21 protein-coding genes are annotated in these 23157 nt (G+C 63.6%); 9 read left to right on the top strand and 12 right to left on the bottom strand.

The features are described 5' to 3' along the window. Window positions 1–513 (bottom strand): DUF445 family protein (locus VEZ38_RS08700; protein ID WP_414694687.1); only part of this gene is annotated, 513 nt, incomplete at its 3' end. A 49-nt stretch (window positions 514–562) separates the two neighbouring features. Beyond that, the gene (locus VEZ38_RS08705) at window positions 563–1525 is read right to left on the bottom strand and encodes a phosphotransferase (protein ID WP_324892956.1); all 963 of its coding nucleotides are present in this window, start codon (window positions 1523–1525) and stop codon (window positions 563–565) included. A gap of 98 nt (window positions 1526–1623) precedes the next feature. On the opposite strand from VEZ38_RS08705, the gene VEZ38_RS08710 reads away from it, so the two are divergent. Further along, window positions 1624–2946, top strand: coding sequence for a TrkH family potassium uptake protein (locus tag VEZ38_RS08710; RefSeq protein WP_324892957.1), 1323 nt, complete (start codon window positions 1624–1626; stop codon window positions 2944–2946). Window positions 2947–2967: 21 nt separating this feature from the next. Then, complete coding sequence (locus tag VEZ38_RS08715) at window positions 2968–3636, top strand: TrkA family potassium uptake protein (RefSeq protein WP_324892958.1); 669 nt, start codon at window positions 2968–2970, stop codon at window positions 3634–3636. On the opposite strand, the gene VEZ38_RS08720 is transcribed toward VEZ38_RS08715, so the two are convergent. The 3 genes from VEZ38_RS08720 to helD form a co-directional block, all read right to left on the bottom strand. Beyond that, the gene (locus VEZ38_RS08720) at window positions 3633–4022 is read right to left on the bottom strand and encodes a hypothetical protein (protein WP_324892959.1); all 390 of its coding nucleotides are present in this window, start codon (window positions 4020–4022) and stop codon (window positions 3633–3635) included. The two genes, VEZ38_RS08715 and VEZ38_RS08720, sit on opposite strands and share 4 nt — an antisense overlap. Before the next feature lie 103 nt (window positions 4023–4125). After that, complete coding sequence (locus VEZ38_RS08725; protein ID WP_324892960.1) at window positions 4126–4386, bottom strand: hypothetical protein; 261 nt, start codon at window positions 4384–4386, stop codon at window positions 4126–4128. Between the two features lie 40 nt (window positions 4387–4426). Beyond that, window positions 4427–6775 (bottom strand): RNA polymerase recycling motor HelD, encoded by a 2349-nt coding sequence (gene helD / locus VEZ38_RS08730; protein WP_324892961.1) that lies wholly within the window; start codon window positions 6773–6775, stop codon window positions 4427–4429. A 131-nt stretch (window positions 6776–6906) separates the two neighbouring features. Between helD and cax the strand changes: the two genes are divergently transcribed. Continuing rightward, entirely contained in the window at window positions 6907–7965 is a 1059-nt protein-coding gene (cax, locus tag VEZ38_RS08735; RefSeq protein ID WP_324892962.1) for a calcium/proton exchanger, read from the top strand. A gap of 45 nt (window positions 7966–8010) precedes the next feature. On the opposite strand, the gene VEZ38_RS08740 is transcribed toward cax, so the two are convergent. Then, window positions 8011–8541 (bottom strand): mismatch-specific DNA-glycosylase, encoded by a 531-nt coding sequence (locus VEZ38_RS08740; protein WP_324892976.1) that lies wholly within the window; start codon window positions 8539–8541, stop codon window positions 8011–8013. A gap of 183 nt (window positions 8542–8724) precedes the next feature. Between VEZ38_RS08740 and gcvT the strand changes: the two genes are divergently transcribed. Genes gcvT through gcvPB form a run of 3 tightly spaced genes read left to right on the top strand, consistent with a single transcriptional unit; the run spans window position 8725 to window position 12736 of the window. Then, window positions 8725–9873, top strand: coding sequence for a glycine cleavage system aminomethyltransferase GcvT (gene gcvT, locus VEZ38_RS08745; protein ID WP_324892963.1), 1149 nt, complete (start codon window positions 8725–8727; stop codon window positions 9871–9873). Next, window positions 9870–11234, top strand: coding sequence for an aminomethyl-transferring glycine dehydrogenase subunit GcvPA (gene gcvPA, locus VEZ38_RS08750; RefSeq protein WP_324892964.1), 1365 nt, complete (start codon window positions 9870–9872; stop codon window positions 11232–11234). The genes gcvT and gcvPA overlap by 4 nt, the downstream gene beginning before the upstream one ends. Then, complete coding sequence (gcvPB, locus tag VEZ38_RS08755) at window positions 11231–12736, top strand: aminomethyl-transferring glycine dehydrogenase subunit GcvPB (protein ID WP_324892965.1); 1506 nt, start codon at window positions 11231–11233, stop codon at window positions 12734–12736. The genes gcvPA and gcvPB overlap by 4 nt, the downstream gene beginning before the upstream one ends. Window positions 12737–12811: 75 nt before the next feature. Here gcvPB and VEZ38_RS08760 read toward each other — a convergent pair whose 3' ends face one another. The 6 genes from VEZ38_RS08760 to acsA all read right to left on the bottom strand — a co-directional run bounded on the left by VEZ38_RS08760 (window position 12812) and on the right by acsA (window position 19596). Then, window positions 12812–13357: a hypothetical protein gene (locus VEZ38_RS08760; protein ID WP_324892966.1), complete on the bottom strand. Its 546-nt coding sequence runs from the start codon at window positions 13355–13357 to the stop codon at window positions 12812–12814. Beyond that, complete coding sequence (locus VEZ38_RS08765; protein WP_324892967.1) at window positions 13330–14232, bottom strand: ABC transporter substrate-binding protein; 903 nt, start codon at window positions 14230–14232, stop codon at window positions 13330–13332. Before VEZ38_RS08765 ends, VEZ38_RS08760 begins: the two co-directional genes overlap by 28 nt. An 84-nt stretch (window positions 14233–14316) precedes the next feature. Further along, window positions 14317–15570 carry a threonine ammonia-lyase IlvA gene (gene ilvA / locus VEZ38_RS08770; RefSeq protein ID WP_414694691.1) on the bottom strand — a complete coding sequence of 418 codons (1254 nt, stop codon included), beginning with the start codon at window positions 15568–15570 and terminating at the stop codon, window positions 14317–14319. Then, on the bottom strand, window positions 15570–16985 hold the full coding sequence (locus tag VEZ38_RS08775) for a DUF2252 domain-containing protein (RefSeq protein ID WP_324892969.1): 1416 nt from the start codon (window positions 16983–16985) through the stop codon (window positions 15570–15572). Before VEZ38_RS08775 ends, ilvA begins: the two co-directional genes overlap by 1 nt. 48 nt (window positions 16986–17033) lie before the next feature. Next, window positions 17034–17783, bottom strand: a complete 750-nt coding sequence (locus VEZ38_RS08780; RefSeq protein WP_324892970.1) for an NAD-dependent protein deacylase — start codon at window positions 17781–17783, stop codon at window positions 17034–17036. An 85-nt stretch (window positions 17784–17868) separates the two neighbouring features. Next, on the bottom strand, window positions 17869–19596 hold the full coding sequence (gene acsA, locus VEZ38_RS08785; RefSeq protein ID WP_324892971.1) for an acetate--CoA ligase: 1728 nt from the start codon (window positions 19594–19596) through the stop codon (window positions 17869–17871). 268 nt (window positions 19597–19864) lie between these two features. On the opposite strand from acsA, the gene VEZ38_RS08790 reads away from it, so the two are divergent. Genes VEZ38_RS08790 through VEZ38_RS08800 form a run of 3 tightly spaced genes read left to right on the top strand, consistent with a single transcriptional unit; the run spans window position 19865 to window position 22974 of the window. Continuing rightward, window positions 19865–21019 (top strand): NEW3 domain-containing protein, encoded by a 1155-nt coding sequence (locus VEZ38_RS08790; RefSeq protein ID WP_324892972.1) that lies wholly within the window; start codon window positions 19865–19867, stop codon window positions 21017–21019. Between the two features lie 3 nt (window positions 21020–21022). After that, the gene (locus VEZ38_RS08795) at window positions 21023–21973 is read left to right on the top strand and encodes an ABC transporter ATP-binding protein (RefSeq protein ID WP_324892973.1); all 951 of its coding nucleotides are present in this window, start codon (window positions 21023–21025) and stop codon (window positions 21971–21973) included. Then, the gene (locus tag VEZ38_RS08800) at window positions 21970–22974 is read left to right on the top strand and encodes an ABC transporter permease (RefSeq protein WP_324892974.1); all 1005 of its coding nucleotides are present in this window, start codon (window positions 21970–21972) and stop codon (window positions 22972–22974) included. The genes VEZ38_RS08795 and VEZ38_RS08800 overlap by 4 nt, the downstream gene beginning before the upstream one ends. The last annotated feature ends 183 nt before the right edge of the window (window positions 22975–23157 follow it).

The following is a 23157-nucleotide window of genomic DNA, read 5'->3' on the forward strand; positions in this document are numbered from 1 at the left end:
CGCCGCCGCGCGGCCGACCCGCCCGAGCAACGCGCGGGCGTCGACCGCTCGGATCGCATCCCGCGCGGCGGCGGCCAGCGCCTCGGCGGCGGCCTCCTTCGGAATCGCGCGGAACGCTTCGCTCAGCAGCCTCGCGATTCGTTCGCCCGCATCCTCCCGTTCGAGCTCCCGGTTCGCCCGCTCGGCCAGCCGTTCGGCGATCCGGGCGTTCTTCATCTTGCCGATAATGCTTTCTTTATGAAGCAAGTTCGTCTGAATCGCATGCACGAGCGCGTTCGTGACTTTCCCTCGGTTCCGCGGCAGGAGCGCCGTGTGCGGAATCGGGATGCCGAGCGGATGGCGGAACAGCGCCGTGACCGCAAACCAATCCGCGAGTCCGCCGACGAGACCGGCTTCGAAGCCGCTCTGCAGCACGGCGCCGTAGGGCGTATGCGCGACCGGGAACGCCGCCACAAAGCCGGCGCCCATCGCGGCCAAGGACAGGGTGGCGGTATGTTTTGCGTTTTTCTTCAACGTGGTCCCCCCGTAGGTATGTACATTAGGTCGTTGTGAAAAGTATACACTAGCGCCGCAGCCGATTCCAAAACGGCGCAAGACGCGACAGCCGCCGCTCCGCGGCTTCCGCGAATTCGCGGGCGGTCGTATCCCCGCGCCGGAACAAGGCGGCGTCCCAGCCGAGCGTCATCAGCGCGTTGTCGACGGTCATGCGGCCGAAATCGTCCAGAAGCGCTTCGACCGTCGCGGGCATACCGCCGCGTACGAGCTTGTCCGCATGCGCCTCCGCGATACGGGCGTACAGGGCGTCTTCGGGCTCGTCCATCGCGAGAATGGCGACGTCCCGCATCGGGGCCGCGACGTTGGTCCACTCCCAATCGATCAACGTCAGTTTCCCGTCCAGCGCGAGCGCGTTCCCGATATGCGGGTCGCCGTGCGTGAATGTCTCCGGCCCGCGCATCGACGAAGGGCCGTAATCGGCGTAGAACGACGTGACGATGCGCGAAAGCTCGGCCGCAAGAACGGAGGGCAGCGCGCCGTCGGCATCGCGAAGCATCCGGTCCGCCCACTCGCGGCTAAACGCGTACGGCGACGCTCGGCCCTCTCTCGCCCATTGCCGCGCGTACGGCAACGTGCGCAGATGCAAGTCGGCCAGCGCCGCGGAGATGCGCTCGTACGCGGACAGCCGTTCGGTCCGCCCGGCCGCCCGTACCGCTTCTGGCGGCAGCAGCGGCTCGCCCGCATAGCGCATGAGGAACGCTCGCGGCGTCGCTTCGAACCGCGCGACGACGGCGGGCAGCCATGGGGACAGCTCCGCGCCGAGGTCGCGAAGCAGCGCGAACTCCCCGAGCCGATCCTCGGGAGGCTGTTTATATACGAAGCGCTCTTCCCGTCCGCTCGTTCCGCGGACGAAAACGTCGTACACGACGGCGGCGAAAGACCCTTGCCTGTTTTCGAGATGAGTGGTAGTGTAGCCAATGGAACGCAGTCGTTCCTCGCAAAGCTTGGCCGGATCGCCGGTCGTTCGCATGCGCCGCGCTCCCTTCGAAGTTCGTAGTTTCGATTATAATGTCTGACGCCGTTATGGTAAAATAAGCATGTTCGTTCCCTGTTCGAAAGGATGGCCCCATGAACAAAATATCGTTCACGAAATCCCCGTTCCATAAAATTACGATCGGTTATCTCGTTCTCTCGCTGTTGTTCGCGTTCCTGTATTGGCTGCCCCCGCTGCATTACGGCGAGCTGTCGTTCGTGGACGCGTGGTTCATCTCCTCGAGCGGGCTCAGCACGACGGGGCTCAGCACGGTCGTGCTCTCGGACGTCTTGACGCCGGCGGCGCAATGGCTCATGATTTTGGAGATGCAGATCGGCGGCATCGGCTTCATGGGCATCATCGGCTTCTACTTGTTTCTGATGCATCGGGACGCGTCGCTGCCGCAGCTGACGCTGATGGGCTTCGATCAAAACCAGCGCTCGCTGCGCAACATCAAGAGCTTGGTCATATTTATCGCATTATTCTCGGCCGTGTCCGAATTCGTAGGCTTCTTATTTCTGATTCCCGACGTGCTTCGCTTCGAGGGCGACGTCGAGACGGCGCTGCGGTACACGGCGTTCCACGCCGTCTCCGCGTTCACGAACTCCGGCCTCGACTTGTTCGGCGGCTCCGTCGCGCCTTTCAACTATGCGCCGATGTTCATGCTCGTCACGGCCCTTCTCGTCTTTCTCGGCGTGCTCGGCTTTCCGACCGTCTGGGAGCTCTTATATCTACGGGGGAAAAAGAAGAGCCTGTATACGAAGGTGAACCTGCTGTTCCACGCCGTGCTGCTCGTGTCGGGGACGATCCTCATTACCGCGCTCGAATGGTCGAACCGCGGCACCGTCGGCGAGATGCCTTACGGCTTTCGACTGCTGAACACGTTCTTTATTTCCGTATCCTCGCGCAGCGGAGGGCTCGGCAACGTCGACTTTACGTTCGCCGCGCCGGCGACCGTGCTGCTGCTGATGGTGCTCATGTTCATCGGCGGCTCGGCGAGCAGTACGGCGGGCGGCATTCGCATAACGACGTTCGCGATCCTCCTCGCCAAGGCTCGCAGCGCCATTACGAGAAACAGCGACGTCATTTTGTTTCGGAAATCTTTATACGAAGAGGACGTCCAGAAGGCGTATATCGTGTTCTTTTTCGTCCTATCCTTCTTCTTTCTGTCCTGTTTCGTCCTGTTCATTAGCGAGGACGCGCTGGACGTGCTTGCGGTTACGTTCGAGGGCATGTCGGCGATCACGAACAACGGCTTCTCGTTCGGCATTACGGGAGAGCTTTCGACGTTCGGCAAGCTGTGGATTACGCTGATGATGATGGTCGGACGCATCGGCATCATCTCGATCATATACAGCGTCGTCAAGCCGAGGAAGTCGGCGGTAAAGTATATTAAGGAATCGATTATCGTAGGGTAACCATCGGGAGGAACGGAACGTATGCGCAGAAAATATTTGGTCATCGGGCTCGGCCGCTTCGGCAGCGCCGTGTTGAAGGAGCTTCATAACGCGGGGCATCACGTCGTCGGCGTCGACCGCACCGAGGCGCTGCTCGAAGCGGTGCAGGCGTACGCAGAATACGTCGTGCAAGGGGACGCGACGGACGACGCGGTGCTCGACGAGCTGAACGTCGAGGGCTTCCACTCGATCGTCGTCGCGATGGCCACCGAATTCGAATCGTCGCTCGTCATCGTCGCGAAGCTGAAGAAGCGCGGCTGCAAGCATGTCGTGGTGAAATCGAACGATCATTTCCGCGGAGAAATTTTGTCGGAGATCGTCGGCGCGGACAGCGTCGTATACCCGGAGGAAGAATCGGGCATCCGCACCGCGAAGCAGCTGTCGATGCCGGGCCTCATGGAGTACGTGCAGCTATCCCCTTACTGCAGCGGCATCGAATTAAAGGCCCCGGCATCGTTCATGCACCGGAGCCTGATGGATCTCGATCTGCGCAAAAAATTCGGCGTCACCGTGCTGCTCATTAATCGCGAGAACGACCACAAGCCGATCGTCTCGCCGGCGCCCACGGAGACGTTCCAAGAAGGCGACACGCTGTTCGTCGTCGGCGACCCGAAGGACGTCGACCGCTTCCAGGAGCATTATACAAGCTAGAACGCGTTCAGCTGACCGTACCGCCCGATCGCCCGGAGCATCTCCGGCGCGATCGGCAAAATAAACTCCGTCGGACCGAGCGTATAGAGGCCGCTTCGGGAATGCATGACGGCGCTCGTCGCGTAAATGCGGTAATGATCTTTCCCGATGGCGAGTCCGCTCAATTCGTACGTCGGCACGCCCTTCCAGCCGCGGCGCCGTCCCGGCGTCGCCTCTTCCTCGAACGGGGTCATCGTGACGATGTTCTCGAGGCGAATGATGTAATTGACATGAGGCTTCTGGTACACCAGCTCCTTCGTGGAGACGGTGAGGCCGAAGTCTCTTTTCTTATGCGACAGCTTCAGCTCGCCTTCAAGCGACTGGATGCGAAGGAAATCGTTATACACGCTCGGGAACCCCTCCTCGTCGGCAGCGCAAACAGCGAAAAAAAGAGCCGCTCATGTTTTGTAGAGTGTACCACAAAACAGAAAACGGCTCCACCGAATGCAGTTATTCCCACAGCGCGATGTTCGCTATGAACGTCGCTCTTGTCACCTTCCCGACGGGCGAAGCCGCCGGCGCGATTTCGTTGTACCTTTCGATCTTCCGGTTCACGTCCTCGAGGGATTCTTCCAGACCGCCGGTCACCCCAAGCTCTGTCAGCTTCTTCAATTGCACGAGCCGATTATGTACGTCCTGCCTCAGCATCGCGCGTTCTTCGATCGCGGCTTCGTCCAACACCGCATGCACGATCGGTTCCGCTACACTCACCCAGGCGCCCTCCCCGTTTGTTAAGGCTCTTCACAATTCATTATAAAACGGAGGAGCCCCGCGCGGGTGTGTCGAAATCGTGAATTTTGTCGAATAACGGAGAAGGCGCGCCTCGGGCGAGCAGGACGAGCCGATGGAGCGCCCGGGTGCAGACCGTGTACAACAGCTTTCGTTCCTCTTCCCGGCCGTACGCCTCGCGCCCTGCGTCCCAGACGATCACGGCGTCGAATTCCAGCCCCTTCGCTAGGTACGAAGGCAGGACGACGATGCCCGCCGGGAACGAGGTCGTCTCCTTGCGAATGCGCGCCGCGGCGATGCCGAGCGCGCCGAGCCGCCGATGCGCCTCTTCCGACTCCGCCGCCGTCTTCCCGATGACGGCGATCGAAGCGTACCCATCCGCTTGCAAGGCGCGGATGCGTTCCGCGGCCAACTCGGCGTAGTCGTCCGGTCCGAAGCCCTCCGGCGCGACGACGAGCTCCGGCGGCGGGCCGTCCCGCTCGAACGGCTCGACGTCCTCCGCCCCCGGCAGCATCGCGGCGGCGAACGCCACGATCTGGCGAGTCGAGCGGTAGCTCTTCTTCAGGCGGATGACGACGGTCTCTTCCCTCGGGAACAGCGGCAGGGACGACAAGTGGCCCTCCTCGCTCTCCACGCCGTGGATCGCTTGGTTCGCGTCGCCGACCGCGGTAAAACCGGCGTTCGGGAACAACCGGCGAAGATACGCCCATTGCAGCGGCGTATAGTCTTGCGCCTCGTCCACGACGACGTGCCGAATCCGGTTCATGCGCGAGGCGCCGTGCAGCGCTTCGAGCAGATACAGCATCGGAACGGCGTCCTCGTACGGGATGCGGCGCTCGCTCGCGGCCGAAGGGGAAGCCGTGTCGTCGTCCGCGTCGTCCGCGGCGGCTGGGCGAAGCCGCGCCTCGGTATCCCGCAGCAGCTCGTCCCAGCCGACGGCGGCGCCCTCCGGACGCTCCCCGCTCGCCGCGAACGCGCGAAGCATGCGCAGGTACGTCTCCGTCACGTCGACGAACGCGAACGTAGACGCCTGCTCGCGCACGGGCGCATACGCCTTCCGCGCCTTCGCCAGCCCGAGCCGCTTGAGCTCCTGCTCCGTTCCGAGATACGTCGGCTCCTTGATCCACTTGCGGTACAACGCGACGGCGCGCTTACCCTCCAGCTCCTTCAACCGCTCCAGCAGCCGCTCCTTCATCGCGGCGAGGCGCAGCGGCGGGCGCAGCTTGGCGAACTCGACATAAAACATCCGCTCCAGCTCCGCCGCCTCGACCACGACCTTCTGCCCGCGGAGCAGCGGGCGGAACGCCGCGCCGCGCTCCCCGAGCGTCTTCGCGTACGCGTCGATCGCCTCCGCGAACGAGAGCGACGATTTCGCGCGGATGCCCTCGCGGCGAAGCGACGGTTCGTCCTCCCGCCCGCCGGCGGACAACAGCACCTCCAGCTGGTCGTACGGATGCTCGACGTCGCCCGCATGGCGAAGCCGGCGCCAGACGTAATCGTAAAACGTCGTCTGCGGAATCGCATCCTCCCCGAGCTCCGGCAGCACGTTCGATACGTAATCGTTAAAGACGTCGTTCGGCGAAAACAGGACGAGCTGCTCCGCTTCCCACGTCTGGCGATATTTATATAACAAATACGCGACGCGCTGCAGCGCCGCGGACGTCTTGCCGCTGCCCGCCGCGCCCTGCACGAAGACGTAGCGATGATCCGTCTCTCGGATAACCCGATTTTGCTCCCGCTGGATCGTCGTGACGATCGACTTCATCTTCTCGTCGGCATGGCCCCCGAGCATCCGCTGCAGCATCTCGTCGCCGATCGTGACGCCCGTATCGAACGCGGCCAGCAGCTTCCCCCCGCGAATGACGAATTGGCGCTTGAGCGTCATCTCGCCGCGCACCTCGCCGTCGGGCGCCCGGTACGATGCCGGTCCCGGTCCGAAGTCGTAATACATGCCCGCGACCGGCGCGCGCCAATCGTACACGACGACCTCATGCGTCACCTCGTCGGCGATCGACATCGTCCCGATATAAATCGCTTCGTCCGCGGCGGCGCCCGCTTCTCGGAAATCGAATCGGGCGAAATACGGCGTGGACAGCGCCCGCTCCAGCTGCTCGCCGCGCCCTTGCGCGAGCCGATAGCTCGTCGCGTGTTGGGACAGCTCCTGCGCCTGCTGCGTCAGCTGCACCGCCGCTTCGAACCAATCGTCCGTGTCGAAGACGAGGCCTTCCCACAGCTCCCGCTTCCCGCCGACGAGCTGCTCCTTCCGGCCGCCCGCCGCGAGGCCCGCCCGCTCGATCTCGCGCTCGATGCGCGCGAGCGTCGCCGATAGCCGGCGCTCCTCCCGCCGCAGCTCTTCCTCCTGCAAACTCATGCGTTCGCCCCCTGTCGTTTGGCCTCCGGCCTGTTGTCACTGCACCCGAAGTTATAGGATTCCAAAAAATAGGCTAAACCATAATAATACGATCTGATTTCAATCCTTTGAGAAGAGGTGTACATGCGCGAATGGCCAATAAACTGTTTCTGATTATGCTTGGCGCCGGACTGCCGTTGTCGGTCGCCGGCAGTTTGCTCCATTGGGATCCGACGATTCTGTTCATCATCTATTGCGCCACCATCGTCGCGCTGGCCTCGTATATGGGACGCGCGACGGAGAGCCTCGCCATCGTTTCCGGGCCGCGGATCGGCGGCCTGCTGAACGCGACGTTCGGCAACGCGGTCGAGCTCATCATCTCGATCTTCGCCCTCAAGGCAGGCCTCGTCGGCGTCGTGCTCGCCTCGCTTACCGGCTCCGTGCTCGGCAACCTGCTGCTCGTCGGCGGGCTCTCGTTCTTCGTCGGGGGACTCAAGTTTAAGCGCCAAGAATTCAGCGTCTACGACGCGCGGCATAACTCCGGACTGCTGATGTTCGCCGTCATCGTCGCTTTCGTGATCCCGGAGGTGTTCGCGATGAACATGCCGGAACGAGAGACGATGTCGCTCAGCATCGGGGTGTCCGCCGTCTTGATCGCGTTGTACTTGGCCGCCCTGTTCTTCAAGCTCGTGACGCATCGCGGCGTCTACGCGACGCCGGGCGAGGAGGAAGCCGGCGGCCACGAGAAGCCGGAATGGAGCAAGGGCGTCGCGCTTACGGTGCTGGCGCTCGCCACGGTCGCCGTCGCTTACGTATCGGAAAACCTCGTACATACGTTCGAGAGCGTCGCCGCGCGCTTCGGCTGGAGCGAGCTGTTCATCGGCGTCATTATCGTCGCGATCGTCGGCAACGCCGCCGAGCATGCGTCCGCGATCATCTTCGCGTTCAAGAACAAGATGAACATCGCGGTGGAAATCGCCGTCGGCTCGACGCTGCAGATCGCGATGTTCGTCGCGCCGGTGCTCGTGTTCGTCTCGCTCTTCTTCGACACGCCCATGCCGCTCGTCTTCTCGCTGCCGGAGCTGATCGCGATGGCCACCGCCGTGCTGCTGACGATCAGCATTACGAACGACGGCGACACGAACTGGTTCGAGGGGTTGACCCTCTTAGGCGCATATCTGATTATGGGCATCGGATTTTTCTTGTTATAAGTGCGCGGCATGCGCACCGCTTCCCAGAGCTCGGCGTCGTTCGGCTTACGAACGGCGGCCGAGCTCTTCTTCTCTCCAGCGGGCCAGCTCGGCGTAAATCGCCGCCATCTCGTCGAGCCGCAGCCGCACCAGGCCGCTCGAGGACGGTCCGACGAATTCCCGTACGCCGGGGACGGCCGCCGCGGCATCGGGCTGAAACCCCCACCCTGCCGTCTTCCGTCCGGCGAACTGCTCGTACACGCCTTTGCCGACGAAGCAGGCCGCGCGCGGGCGGTACCTCATCAGCTTTTCCCGTAAAATCGCGCGGCCTTCCGCGTACTCTTCCTTCGTAATTTCCTCCGCCGTGCGCGTCGGGCGCGCTACGATGTTCGTAAAACCGAATCCTTGCGCGAGCAGCGCGTCGCCTTCGTCCGAAGCGTACAGTCGCGGCGTGAGGCCGGCGGCGTGGAGCATTTTCCAAAACCGGTTGCTCGGATTCGCGTAATGGTGGCCCGTCCGGCTCGAGCGGATGCTCGGATTGTAGCCGACGAAGACGATGTCGAGCCCCGGTCCGAGATGATCGGGGATCGGCTGCAGCGGCGGTTCTTCGTTCATATCGTCACCTTCTTGGGCGTTCGCGGATAGAATATAGCATTGACCGCGCTGCGGTTTGCCGGATAATAGTATACCGCAAAACCCATATAATAGGCGAATACGGGCGCATCGCGGCGAGTTTCGAAGCGGTTCCGGTTCCATTCCCGACGGAGGTGACGCATTCCGATGACCGAACGGTTGAAGCGCACGCCCCTCTATCCGCTGTACGCGGCGCGGGGGGCGAAGACGATCGACTTCGGCGGCTGGGAGCTGCCGGTACAATTCGAAGGGATTTTGAAGGAGCACGAAGCGGTGCGGCAGCGCGCCGGACTGTTCGACGTCTCCCATATGGGCGAATTTCTCGTCTCGGGCCCGGACGCGGCAGCGTTCCTGCAGCGGCTCACCACGAACGACGTCGCGAAGCTTGCGGTCGGCGCGGCGCAGTATACGCTCATGTGCTACCCCGACGGCGGCACGGTCGACGATCTGCTCGTCTACCGGCTGGCGTCCGATCGCTTCCTGCTGGTCGTGAACGCGGCGAACCTCGAGAAGGATTGGGCCTGGCTGCAGCGGCATGTCGAAGGCGAGACGTCATTGGAAAATGTCTCCGACGAGACGGCGCTGCTCGCCGTACAAGGACCGGCGGCGGCGGCCGCCCTGCTCGCCGCGGTCGACGGCGGGGCCGGCGCGGTCGCGGCGCTCCGGCCGTTCCGCTTCGCGGCGGACGCTTCCGTCGGCGGCGTCCCGGCGCTCGTCTCGCGCACCGGCTATACCGGCGAAGACGGCTTCGAGCTGTACGTCCCCGCGGACGGCGCGGCGAAGGCATGGGAGGCGCTGCTTTCCGCGGGGGCGCCGCACGGGCTTGTCCCCGTCGGCCTCGGGGCGCGCGATACGCTGCGGTTCGAAGCGCGGCTGCCGTTGTACGGGCAAGAGCTGTCGGCGTCCATCACGCCGCTCGAGGCCGGCCTGCACGCCTTCGTCAAGCTCGGGAAGGGCGAGTTCATCGGCCGGGAAGCGCTCGCCGCGCAGCACGCTTCCGGCCTTCCCCGCCGCCTCGTCGGACTGGAGATGGTCGACCGCGGCATCCCCCGCACGGGGCATGGCGTATTCGCGGCGGACGGCTCGCGCGTCGGCGAGGTGACGACGGGCACGCAATCCCCCACGCTGAAGCGAAACCTTGGCCTCGCGCTCGTCGACGCGGCGCTGACGGCGACGGGCACGGAATTATACGTTGACGTGCGGGGCAAACGGCTGAAGGCGAAGATCGTCGAGACGCCTTTCTATAAGCGGCAGCCGAAACTACCACGAACCGGAGAGGAGTCGGAGCGAGCATGAGAAACCACCGCTATTTGCCGGCGACGGCGGAAGACGTGCGCTCGATGCTCGACGCAATCGGGGTCGACTCGACGGAGGCGCTGTTCGCGGACATTCCGGCGTCCGTTCGGTTTCGGGGACGGCTCGACGTCCCGGAGGCTCTCGGAGAAGCCGCGCTGCTGCGCCATATGCGCCGCCTTGCCGAGCGCAATGCGGATTTGGACCGGTATATCAGCTTTCTCGGCGCCGGCCTTTACGATCACCACGTTCCGGTCGTCGTCCACCACCTCGTCTCCCGCTCGGAGTTCTATACGGCGTATACCCCGTACCAGCCTGAAATTTCGCAAGGCGAGCTGCAGGCGATCTTCGAGTTTCAGTCGTATATTTGCGAGCTGACGGGCATGGCGGTGGCGAACGCGAGCATGTACGACGGCGCCACGGCGTTCGCCGAAGCCGGCGCGCTGGCGGCGAACGCGACGAAACGGCAGCGGCTCGCCGTCTCGGCCGCCGTTCATCCGGAAGCCCGTCAGGTGCTGGCGACGACCGCGCGCGGCCTCGGCCTCGAGCTCGAGACGGTCGGCTGCGCCGGCGGCGTCACGGACGCGGCGGCGCTGGCGGACGCGCTGCGCGGCGGCGAGACGGCGGCCGTCATGATCCAGTACCCGAACTTCTTCGGGTCGATCGAAGACGTCGCTTCGGCCGCCGCGGCCGCGCACGACGCCGGCGCGCTGCTCGTCGTCAGCGCCAATCCGCTCGCGCTCGGCGCGCTGCAGGCGCCCGGCGCCCTCGGCGCCGACATCGTCGTCGGCGACGCGCAGCCGCTCGGCATCGCGCCGTCGCTCGGCGGACCGACATGCGGCTACTTCGCCGTCAGCGCCGCCCACATGCGCCGCATGCCCGGACGCATCGTCGGGCAGACGGTCGACCGGGACGGCAAGCGAGGCTTCGTCTTGACGCTGCAGGCGCGCGAGCAGCATATTCGCCGGGAGAAAGCGACGTCGAACATTTGCTCCAATCAGGCGCTCCTCGCGTTATGCGCGTCGGTGTACTTGTCCGTCATGGGCAGGCAGGGGATGCGCGACGTCGCGGCGTTGAACGTACGCAAGGCGCATTACGCGGCTCGGCGGCTGTCTGCGATTACGGGCTGCTCCCTCCCGTTCTCCGCGCCGTTCTTTAACGAGTTCGTGCTGCAGCTGCCGGACGGCGCGCCGACGATCGCCGAGATCAACGACCGGCTGCTCGCCCGGGGTTTTCTCGGCGGGTACGACCTCGGCCGCGACGACGCCGCGCTCGCCGGCCGCATGCTGATCGCCGTCACGGAGCAGCGCAGCAAAGAAGAGATCGACGCGTTCGCGTCGGCATTGGAGGAGGCGATTCGATGAACGAGTCCGCACCGCGTAAAGAAGAAGCGTACCGACTGCCCGAGCAGGAGATGCCGTTGATTTTCGAGCGCAGCGCCCCGGGCCGCATCGCCTATTCGCTGCCCGCATGCGACGTGCCGGAGACGCCGCTCGACGAGCTGCTTCCCGCAGCGCTGCTCCGCCCCGCGCCGCCGGCGCTCCCCGAGCTGTACGAGGTCGACGTCGTGCGCCATTATACGGCGCTGTCGCGCCGAAACTTCGGCGTCGACAACGGCTTCTACCCGCTCGGCTCCTGCACGATGAAATACAATCCGAAGCTGAACGAAGACGTCGCCCGTTTGCCGGGCTTCGCGCGGATTCATCCGTATCAGCCGGAATCGTCGATCCAAGGCGCGCTCGAGCTGCTCTACTCGCTGCAGAACTTCCTTGCCGCGATTACGGGCATGGACCGGGTGACGCTGCAGCCGGCCGCCGGGGCGCACGGCGAATTTACGGGGCTGATGCTGATCCGGGCCTACCACGAAAGCCGCGGCGAGACGCGCACGAAGGTGCTCGTGCCGGACTCGTCCCACGGGACGAACCCCGCCAGCGCAACGGCCGCAGGCTACGAGACGATCACCGTTCCTTCGAACGCGCGCGGGCTCGTCGATCTCGACGCGCTCCGCGCGGCGGTCGGCCCCGACACGGCCGCGCTCATGCTGACGAATCCGAATACGCTCGGGCTGTTCGAGGAGCAGATCGAGGAGATCGCGCGGATCGTTCACGACGCCGGGGGGCTGCTGTATTACGACGGCGCCAATTCGAACGCCATCCTCGGCATCGCCCGTCCCGGCGACATGGGCTTCGACGTCGTGCATCTGAACCTGCACAAGACGATGAGCACGCCGCACGGCGGCGGCGGTCCGGGGGCGGGACCGGTCGGCGTGAAAGCGAAGCTCATCCCGTTCCTGCCGACGCCGACGATCGAACGGCGGGCGGACGGCAGCTACTGCTTCGACAACGACCGTCCCGCCACGATCGGACGGGTGAAAGGGTATTACGGCAACTTCGGCATCTTGGCGCGCGCGTACGCCTATATCCGAACGCTCGGTCCCGACGGCCTTCGGCGCGTCTCGGAGCTCGCCGTGCTGAATGCGAATTACTTGCTCCGCCGGCTCGCGCCCGCCTTCGAAGTGCCGTACGACCGTATCTGCAAGCACGAATTCGTCTTGTCGGGCAAGCCGCTGAAGCCGTACGGCGTCCGAACGCTCGACGTGGCGAAGCGGCTGCTCGACTACGGTTATCATCCGCCGACGATTTACTTTCCGCTCAACGTCGAGGAGTGCCTCATGATCGAGCCGACGGAAACGGAAAGCAAGGAGACGCTCGACGCCTTCGCCGATGCGCTGCTGCGCATCGTCGAGGAAGCGAAGACGAATCCCGAGCTCGTCAAGAACGCGCCGTACACGACGGCCGTGCGCCGCCTCGACGAAGCGACGGCCGCAAGGAAGCCGGTGCTGAACTGCGCCTGCGGCGGCATGTAACGAAACGAGGGCCGCCGGCCGCGACGGAAGACGTCGCAAGGCCGGCGGCCCGATCATGATCGATTCGATTGTCCGTTATTCCGCTTCGGCGGCGTCCGAACGGGCCGTTTCCTCTTCGTACGCCGCATCCAGCAGCACTTGGCCTTCCGTCTCCATGCGCTGCAGCGCTTCCTCCGCCGTCAGCTCTTCCGCGAGCAGCCGGTTCCACACCTCTTCCAGCATCGGATAAAATCGTTCCGCGAACGATTGCGGCAGCTCCGCGAGCTCCGAGCCCGTCATCGCGTCGCTCGGCGCCAGCGCGTAGAACGCCTCTAAGTTCTTGCCCTCGTCGTTCCGGATGTATTCCGTCCGCACCGGCAGGCCGCCCATGACCGGAGCGCGCGCCGTAACCCTGGCGAAGTCGTCGGAATGGACGAATCGAATGAATTTCCAAGCCGCTTCCACGTTCGCGGAGCCCGAGTAAATCGCGAAGATGTCGTTCAGCCGGAAGGACGTAGTCACCCCGGGCGCCTCCGGTCGAACCGGGACCGTCACCAAGTCCCAATCGAGCTCGGCGGCTTCCGGCAGCCGGTCGCCCGCTTGTTTCAGCTCGTTCAAATAATACGCGTGATTAAAGCGCATCGCGAGCCTTCCCGACAAGAACAAATCCCGCCGCAAATAGTCCTCGTACGTCTGGCCCATCGACATCTCCATCGGTTTCGGAGAATATCCGCGTCCGAACGAACGATGCGCAGCAACGTCTCGAGCGCTTCCCGCCATGATTCCGTATGGAGCGTTACCTTCCGGGCGACCGGGTCGACATACACGAGGCCTTGCTCCTGGCCGAACCGCAGCAACGCCCAAGCGCCGGCGTTCCCGAACGCCTCGAGCCCGTAGACGCGCTCCTCCTCTGGGCCGTCCTGCGGAAACATCTCCGCAAGCGCGAGCAGCTCGTCCCACGTCATGCCGTCGTTCGGCAGCGGAACGCCGTACTCCTCGAACAGGCCTTTGTTATAGAATACCGCCTCGCTGCTGAACGTCGGCGCCAGCCCGTACAGCTTGCCGCCGCCCATCGACCGCATCTTATCGATCGCGGCCGGGAGCATGCCTTCGAGGAACGTCTCGTCCTGCGCGAGCAGCGCGTCCAGCTCGTACATCAGCCCGGCGTCCCGCAGCGCTTCGAAGTTATACTCTCCCGCGAACAATACGTCCGGCTTCTCCTTTTCGATCAGTGCCTTGAGGCCTTCGACCGGATCGTTGCCGCTTTGGTAGATCGACTGTTGGCTTACGACCTCGATGTCGATCTCCGGATGCTGCATCAAAAACAGGTTCCCGAGTTGCATGAAAAACGAGTTCTCGTCGTAAAACAGCACCTTGATCGTCGTACGCTCCGCCGCGTCGGCGTCCTCCGGCTCGGGCTTGTCCGCCGAGCAAGCCGCCAACGCCAGCGTCAACGCCATCGCCGCGATCGCCGCCATCGTCGATCCGATCCGCCGCGCCTTCGTTTCGTCCCTCAAACCTTTTCCCCCTCGAAATCGTCCTATATATCCCAAAATATATAGACGCTTGGGGTTTGGAAAAGTTTCACTCTATAGTTTTTTTTATACAAGCAACTGAAATAAATCCGGGTGGTCCTTGAGCGTCAGGAACGAAATGCCCTTCTCCCGCATGCGCGAGACGAGCGGCTCGTAGTCGGATGGCGACTTCAGCTCGATGCCGACGAGCGCCGGACCGTTCTCCTTACTGCTCTTCTTCGTATACTCGAAGCGCGTAATATCGTCGTCCGGCCCGAGCACGCCGTCGAGAAACTCGCGTAAGGCGCCTGCGCGCTGCGGGAAGTTAACGACGAAGTAATGCTTCAAGCCTTCGTACAAGAGCGACCGCTCCTTCACCTCCTGCATCCGGTCGATATCGTTGTTCCCGCCGCTTACGACGCAAACGACCGTCTTGCCCCGGAGCATGTCCCGATACGCGTCCAGCGCGGCGACCGGGAGCGCCCCCGCCGGCTCGACGACGATCGCGTTCTCGTTATACAGCTCCAGCATCGTCGTACATACCTTGCCCTCGGGCACGACAAGCATATCGTCGAGCAGCTCCCGGCAAATCGCGAACGTCAGCTCGCCTGCCCGCTTCACCGCCGCGCCGTCGACGAACCGATCGATCTCGGCGAGCGCGACGACCTCGCCTCGATCGAATGCCGTCCGCATCGTCGGCGCGCCGGTCGCTTCGACGCCGATCAGCTTCGTGGACGGGCTCAGCTTCTTGACGTACGACGCGACGCCGGCGGCCAAGCCGCCGCCGCCGACGCCCATGAAAATATAATCGATCGGCTCCGGGGCGGCGCCGATAATTTCGGCGCCGACGGTGCCCTGCCCCGCGACGACGGCCGGATGGTCGAACGGATGCACGAACGTCATCGACCGCTCCTCGCAAAACCGAACCGCCTCGGCCAGCGCGTCGTCGAACGTGTCGCCGACGAGCCGGATGACGATCTTCCCGCCGCCGAACCGTTCGACCTGCGAAATTTTTTGCTTCGGCGTCGTAGCCGGCATGAAGATCGCGCCGGGGATGCCGAGCGCCGCGCACGAATAGGCGACGCCCTGCGCGTGATTGCCGGCGCTGGCGCAGACGACGCCCCTCGCGGCGGCTTCGGGCGGCAAGCTGCGGATGAAGTTGTACGCGCCGCGGATTTTAAACGAACGAACGACTTGCAGATCCTCGCGTTTCAAGTACACGTTGCAGCCGTAGCGCTGCGAGAGCACGTCGTTGCGCTGCAGCGGCGTCTCCACGATTTGCTCCTTCACCCGGGAATGGGCGATCAAGATGTCTTCGATACGGATCGACGTCTCGTTCATCATTCGCGAACATCCTTTGCGTTCGTATTGAGTCCCTCCGCCCCGGAGTCCGGCGCCTCCGAGGCGCGGGCGCCGAGGTCGAACCGGCGCGCCGCGATCGTCCGGAACACCTCGAAGTCTTGATGCACCTGCGCGGCGTAATTCATCGCCCACAGCGACAGCGTATCGGCGAATTTGTCCGGATCCGGCCCCATCGCCGCCATAATTTCATGCTCCGCGTGATAATCGAGGATGCCCTCGTTGTCGCGCAGCTCATTGTCGGCACGGGCGTGAATTTTCGCGGTAATGCGCGCCATCTGCTTCAGCGTCGTCAACAGACAGTCGTGCGTCTCGATCTTCTCGAGCTTCAGCCGCTTCTTGTACGGCGAGCGTTCCCGAACATAGAAGTGCCGGTCGTTCAGCGTAAACCAGCCGAGGAACGGATCGGCTTCGTGGTGCATCGCCCGCTGCGTCGCGGCGACGCGCCGGCCGTGATGCGCGTAGCGCGCCCAGAACGGCTCGGCATACGGCAAGAAGTAGGCCGGGACGGGCGCGCGCACCTCCTTCGCCTCGAGCACGATGTCGTCGGCGCCCTCCGGGTCGCGATGCCCTTCGATCAGGACATAAAACCGATCCAGCCCGATCGAAGCGGTGCCCGAGCCGTGCTTGACCGCCACATCCTTAATGGCATAAAACGAATCCTCTCGCACGCCTGTTTCCGTTAATGTCGTTAAGTATTCCGGCCACGCCGCGAGCAGCTCGCGCCGCTCCTCCGCGTCCGCCGGCACGATTTCCGCGGTGAGGCTGAATTTGCGCAGCGCGGATGCGCCGTCGGTCACCGCCTCAAGAAACTCGGAAGCGTTTTTCCGCTCGAGCTTCCTTAGCAGCTTGCGCACCGGCCCCGACGTATGTTCCGCCGTGAACAGCATGCGCTGCACATCGTCCTTCCGCTGCGAAAACCGCCGAATTTGCCGATAGTACGTCTTAAGATACGTATGGATCGCTTCATCCGTCTGTTCTTCGTCGTACCCGAGCGCTTCGCACACGAGCGTAATGCTGACGCTCATGCGAAGCAGGTCGTACAAGTAGGACCCGAGATACCCTTCGTCAAAATCGTTAATGTCATAAACGATACCGCCCCCGGCGCTGCGGAACGCGCCGAAATTTTCGAAATGCAGATCGCCTTGAATCCAGGTCGGCTTGTCCTTCGGCGTATGGTACGGGAACGGAACGTCCGCGACGTCGAAGTAAAACAGATACGCCGTTCCGCGGAAAAACCGGAAGGCGCTCTCCGCCATCTTCGCATACTTCGCCGTCCGCGCCTCGGTCGTCAGCTCCATCAGTCCGCCGTCGAAGTCGTCCAGAATCGTCTCTACGATTTGGGCGCGAATCGTGCTTCGCATCTGCCGAATGCGCTCGGGATGATATCGGTTCACGACAATTCCACCTCTTTCCATGCATTACCGAACATCATACCTCGAACGTCAGAAATCGGCAACGATCGCCTCCGCGACGCGGCGCAGCGCCTCGCCGACGGAGCCGCGGACGACCGCGTCCGCGCGGCGGTCGAAGCTCGTCTCCTCGCGATTCATCAACACGAGCTTCCCGCCTCGCAGCTCGCCCACGAGCCCCGCCGCCGGATAGACGGTCAGCGACGTGCCGCCGACGAGCAGGACGTCCGCCGCGCGGATCGCCTCGACCGCCCCCGCCCATACGTCCTGGTCGAGCGGCTCCTCGTACAGGACGACGTCCGGCTTTACGACGCCCCCGCACGCCCGGCACCGAGGCGCGACGCCGGGCAGCGCCAGCATCTCGTCCAGCGTATACGCCGCTCCGCACGCCATGCATCGGTTCCGATGCACGGAGCCATGCAGCTCGTAGACGACCCGGCTGCCCGCCGCCTGGTGCAGGCCGTCGATGTTTTGCGTGACGACCGCGGCGAGCTTCCCGGCGCGCTCGAGCGCCGCCAGCGCTTCGTGCGCCGCATTCGGCCGCGCGTCCCGATAAATCATGTGCTTCTTATAAAACTCGAAGAACGACTCCGGATGCTCCATAAAATACGTATGCGACAGCATGACCTCCGGCGGAGCGCCGCTCCCTTGCGCCGAGCGATACAAGCCCGCCGCCGAGCGGAAGTCGGGAATGCCGCTTTCCGTCGACGTGCCCGCTCCGCCGAAAAACACGACGCGCTCGCTGCCGCGAATCCATTCCGTCACCTGTTCGATTTTGTTCATACGACGTTGTCAGCTCCCTTTTCACCCGAAAATAGAAAAAACGAAGCGGGCCCTCGGCCCGCTCCGCCCTCTTAATAGTGTACCATTAGTCCTCGATCGTAGACAGGTCGCCGACCGGCAGACCGAGCTCCCTCGCCTTCAGTACCCGGCGCATAATTTTGCCCGAGCGCGTCTTCGGCAGCTTGTCGATGACCTCGATTTCGCGCGGCGCGGCATGCGCGGCGAGGCCGGTCTTGACGTGCTGCTTCAGCTCTTCCAGCAGCTCCGGCGTCTCGACGTAATCCTCGCGCAGCGAGACGAACGCCTTAATGATTTGCCCCCGAACCGGATCGGGCTTGCCGATGACGCCCGCTTCGGCGACGGCCGGATGCTCCACCAGCTTGCTCTCGACCTCGAACGGCCCGACGCGCTCGCCGGACGTATTGATCACGTCGTCGACGCGCCCCTGGAACCAGAAATACCCGTCCTCGTCCATATAGGCCGAATCGCCGGACACGTACCAGCCCTGCAGCTTGAAATATTCCTCGTATTTCGCCGGATTGTTCCAGATGCGCCGCATCATCGACGGCCAGCCGGCGCGAATGGCGAGGTTGCCGAGCGTGTACGGCGGCACCTCGTTGCCTTCGTCGTCGACGATGGCGGCCTGCACGCCCGGAATGGGCTTCCCCATCGAGCCCGGACGAATGTCCATCGCCGGCACGTTCACGATCATATGCGCGCCCGTCTCCGTCATCCACCACGTGTCGTGAATGCGCTGCTTATACACCTTCATGCCCCACCGGATGACCTCCGGGTTGAGCGGCTCGCCGACGGACAAGACGTGGCGAAGGCTGGTCAAGTCGTACCGCTCCGCGTCGTCGTCTCCGGCGGACATGAGCATGCGGAACGCCGTCGGGGCGCTGTACCACACGGTTACCTTGTAATCCTGAATTGTCGAATACCAGCGATCGGCCGAATACCGCCCGCCGCGGATCAGGTTCGTCGCCCCGTTCAGCCAAGGAGCGAAGATGCCGTACGACGTCCCCGTCACCCAGCCCGGATCGGCGGTGCACCAATAAATATCGTCTTCCTTCAGGTCGAGCACCCAATGCCCCGTAATGTAATGCTGGAGCATCGCGCCGTGCACGTGCAGCACGCCCTTCGGCTTGCCCGTCGAGCCCGACGTGTAGTGCAAAATCATCGGATGCTCGAGATCGACCCATTCGACGTCCAGCGCGTCCGACGCGGCGGCGAACGCCTCCTTGTAGCTCACTTCGCGATCCTCGAGCGCTCCTTCCGCGTCGATGAGTACGATGTGCTTCAGATGCGGCAGCCGCTCCTTCGGAATGCGCCCCTTCAGCGCCGTCGTCGTCACGACGACGGATGCCTCCGCGTCCGCCATCCGGTCCTCGACCGCGCCTTCCATGAACGCTTCGAATAACGGACCGACGATCGCGCCGATCTTGAGCGCCCCGATAATGCCCGCATAAATTTCCGGCGTCCGCGGCATGAAGAAGAAAATTCGATCGCCCTTCTGCACGCCCAGCGAGCGGAAGAGGTTGCCGAATTTGTTCGAGAAGACGCGCATGTCTTCGAAGGTAAACGTCTGCGCGCCCGCATCGTCGGCGTAAATGAGCGCCGTCTTGTCCTTGCGGCTCGTCTCCGTATGCTTGTCGATCAATTCGTAGCCCATGTTGACCTTGCCGGTGGTATGCCAGCTGAATTCGGCATGAATGTCCTCCCACCGGAAAGAGGCGTAGGTTTGCTCGTAGGAAGTTAAATTCGGCGAAGTCGCCGTGCTGGGAATCGTCTCGTGCGTATGCATGTCTTGCATGATACCGCTCCTCTCTCCTCTGCGACGGTTGGCAAAGTAAGCGTTTTATAACGATTATATAAGCGTTTACACCGTTGCGCCAGTCCATTTTTCGTCTGAAAATGTCATTCCGCCCGTTCCCGGCCCGTCTATCCCGCCTGATCGCGGAAGGACGGGCGCAGAGCGGTCACATTTTAGATTTTTTTAAGATTTCTTTCATCTTCGTTTCAGCTTTGTTTTTTACCATCGGTATCGAAAAATTTCCACATGTCACGGGGAGGGTTTTCCAATGAAGACGAAGAGAAAACGAAAATGGCTGTTGGCGGGCTTGCTGCTCGTCACCGCCCTGCTGCCGGCCGGCTCCGCATCGGCAGCAGGGGAGCTGACCGTCTTCGCGGCGCAGCCGTTCGTCGCGGTGACGCCCGGCGAGTCGGTCGTGCACAGCGTCGAGCTGATCAACAACACGGACGCCGTGCAAACCGCGGAGCTATCCGTATCCGGCTTGCCGAACGGCTGGACGTACGAGCTGACGAGCGGCGGGAAGAAAGCCCGTCAGGTCGCCGTGAAGCCGGACGCCTCGACCAGCGTATCGCTCGACGTCGACGTGCCGCTGCAGGTCGAGCGCGGCGTTTACCGGTTTACGCTGTCCGCCGGCAACGGCAACACGCTGCCTCTCGCGATCGAGGTGACGGAGCAAGGCATCTACGAGACGGAGCTGACGACGGAGAAGCCGAATATCGAGGGCCACGCGGACGCTTCTTTTACTTATAGCGCGTCGCTCCGCAACCGCACGGCGGAAAACCAGCTGTACGCCCTTCGCGCCGAGGCGCCGGGCGACGGTTGGACGGTGCAGTTCACCGTGGGCGGCGAACGCGTCTCCTCGGTCGACGTCGAAGCGGGCGCGACGGAGACGGTTTCGATTAAAGTGGAGCCGCCGGAAACGGTCGAGGCAGGCACGTACACGATTCCGGTCGTCGCCGAGACGAGCAACACGTCCGCGACGCTCGAGCTGCAGACGGCCATCATCGGCAGATATGCGATGGAGTTGACGACGCCGTCCGGACTCCTCAGCACGGACGTAACCGCGGGCGGCGACAAGAAGCTGGAGCTTCTCGTGCGCAATACGGGCAGCGTCGAGCTCGCGGACGTCTCGCTCTCCTCGAGCACGCCGATCGATTGGACGGTCGAATTCGAGCCGGCGACGATCGATTCGATTCCGCCCGGGGAGTCCCGGACCGTCGTCGCGACGATGACGGCGTCCGACGCGGCGCTGGCCGGCGACTATGCGCTTAGCGTGCGCGCGTCCGCGCCGGAGGCGTCTTCGGAGGCGCAATTCCGCGTGAGCGTAAAGACGTCCGTCGTTTGGGGCTGGATCGGCATTCTCATCATCGTCTTCGTGCTCGGAGGCATCGGGTATTTGTTCCGCACGTACGGGAGGCGATAAGCGATGACGGCCAAGGAACCGATCATCCGCCTCCACCACGTGACGAAGCAGTACGGGGAGCAGAAAGCCGTCGACGACCTGAACCTGTCGATTTATCCGGGGGAAATTTTCGGGCTGCTCGGCCCGAACGGCGCCGGAAAATCGACGACGATCCTGATGCTCCTCGGTCTTTCCGAGCCGACGTCCGGGAAGGTGACCGTCTGCGGACTCGATTCGGTTCGCCAATCGATCGACGTCAAGCGCAAGGTCGGCTATTTGCCCGATGACGTAGGCTTCTACGAAGATCGAACGGGATTCGAAAATTTGATGTATACCGCGCGGCTGAACCGGCTGCCGGAATCGGTCGCCCGCGAGCGCGCCGAGCGTTGGTTGGCCCGGGTCGGCCTGCAGGAGGCGGCCGGTAAACCGGTCGGCGCGTACTCGCGGGGCATGCGGCAGCGGCTCGGCCTCGCCGACGTCCTTATGAAGGAGCCGGACGTTATGATTCTCGACGAGCCGACGCTCGGTCTCGACCCGGAGGGGATGCGGCAGCTGCTCGACCTCATCTCGACATTGTCGCGGGAGCGGCAGATGACCGTGCTGCTCTCCTCCCACCATCTGCACCAGGTGCAGTCGATTTGCGACCGCGTCGGGCTGTTCGTGAAGGGCCGCCTCGTCGGCGTCGGCGGGGTCGGCGAGCTGTCCCGCACCTTGTTCGGGGAAGAATCGATCCGCATCGAGACGGTCGTCGAGCCGCTCGACGACGCGTTGCTCGAGAGCGTGCGCGCGCTCGACGGCGTCATCCGGGCCGAGCCGGAGGAAGGGGCGCTGCGCATCGATGCGGACCGCGACGTGGCGGCAGACGTCGCCTCGCTCGTCGTCGGCCGCGGCGCGAAGCTGCACGAGCTCAAGCGCAAGACGTTCGGTTTGGACGAAATCTACCATCGGTATTTCGAAGGGAGGGGTTCCGCGTGAAGACGTCGCTCGCTTCATGGCCTTCCGCGATTCGCGCGAAGCTTTCCGCCCGCGCCGAGCGCGACGTGACGTACCACCCGTTCGCGGCGATGGTGCGCAAGGAGCTGTCCGACCATATCCACAGCTGGCGCACGAACATTCTGATCTTGCTCGTCGGGCTGACGTGCATCGCTTCGATCTACGCCGTACTGAACGGACTGGACCGGAACGCGGAGCTCGACGACTCGGTAAAGAATTACCTGTTTTTAAGGCTCTTCACCGCGACCGACGGCACGATTCCGTCGTTCATCACGTTCGTCGGTTTTCTCGGGCCGCTGCTCGGCATCGGCATGGGCTTCGACGCGATTCAGAGCGAACGCGGACGCGGTACGCTCAGCCGGACGCTCGCGCAGCCGGTGCCCCGCGACTATATCATTAACGCGAAGTTCGTCGCGGCGCTCGCCATCGTCGGCACGCTGTTCGTTGCGATGGGGCTCATTGTCATGGGTCTCGGTATCCGGATGACCGGCATTTTGCCGACGCCGGAACAGTTCGCGCGCATGTTCCTGTTCTTGCTCGCGTCCGTCGTGTACGTCGCGTTCTGGCTCAACCTGGCGATTTTGTTCTCCGTCCGGATGCGCAGCGCGGCCACCTCGGCGCTTTCGGGGCTCGGGCTCTGGATTTTCTTCATCCTGTTTTTCCCGATCCTCGTCCGCCTCGCGCTCGGCGCCCTCGCGCCGCCGTCCGAATACGAGGCGGCCATCTGGCAGCAATGGCTGAACCGGCTGAGCCCGAACTCGCTGTTCCAGGAAGCGACCAGCACGCTGCTCGTGCCGGAAATCCGGACGATCAGCGGTTTTCTGACGATGGAGCAAGCGGTCGGCGCCATTCCGAGCCCGCTGTCCCTCGGCCAGAGCCTCTTGCTCGTTTGGCCGCAGATGACGGCGCTCGTCGCCGGCACGCTGATCTGCTTCGGCATTTCGTACGTCGGCTTCATGCGCCAAGAAATTCGCGCGCGGTAAATCGCCGTCCGCGACAAACCGAAGAGGGCCGTCCCGCGGGGGAACCCCCGAGGACGGCCCTCTTTTTCTTATCGATGCGCGTTCGCACCGGCGCTTGCCGGCTTACCGCTTATCCATGCCTCCAGTCTTCCCGCCGCGGCGTCGGTGTCGGCTTCGCCGAGCGCGAACAGCCGCTCCAAGGAA

Origin of the sequence: Paenibacillus sp. (assembly GCF_035645235.1) — a bacterium.
Taxonomy (GTDB): domain Bacteria; phylum Bacillota; class Bacilli; order Paenibacillales; family YIM-B00363; genus Paenibacillus_AE.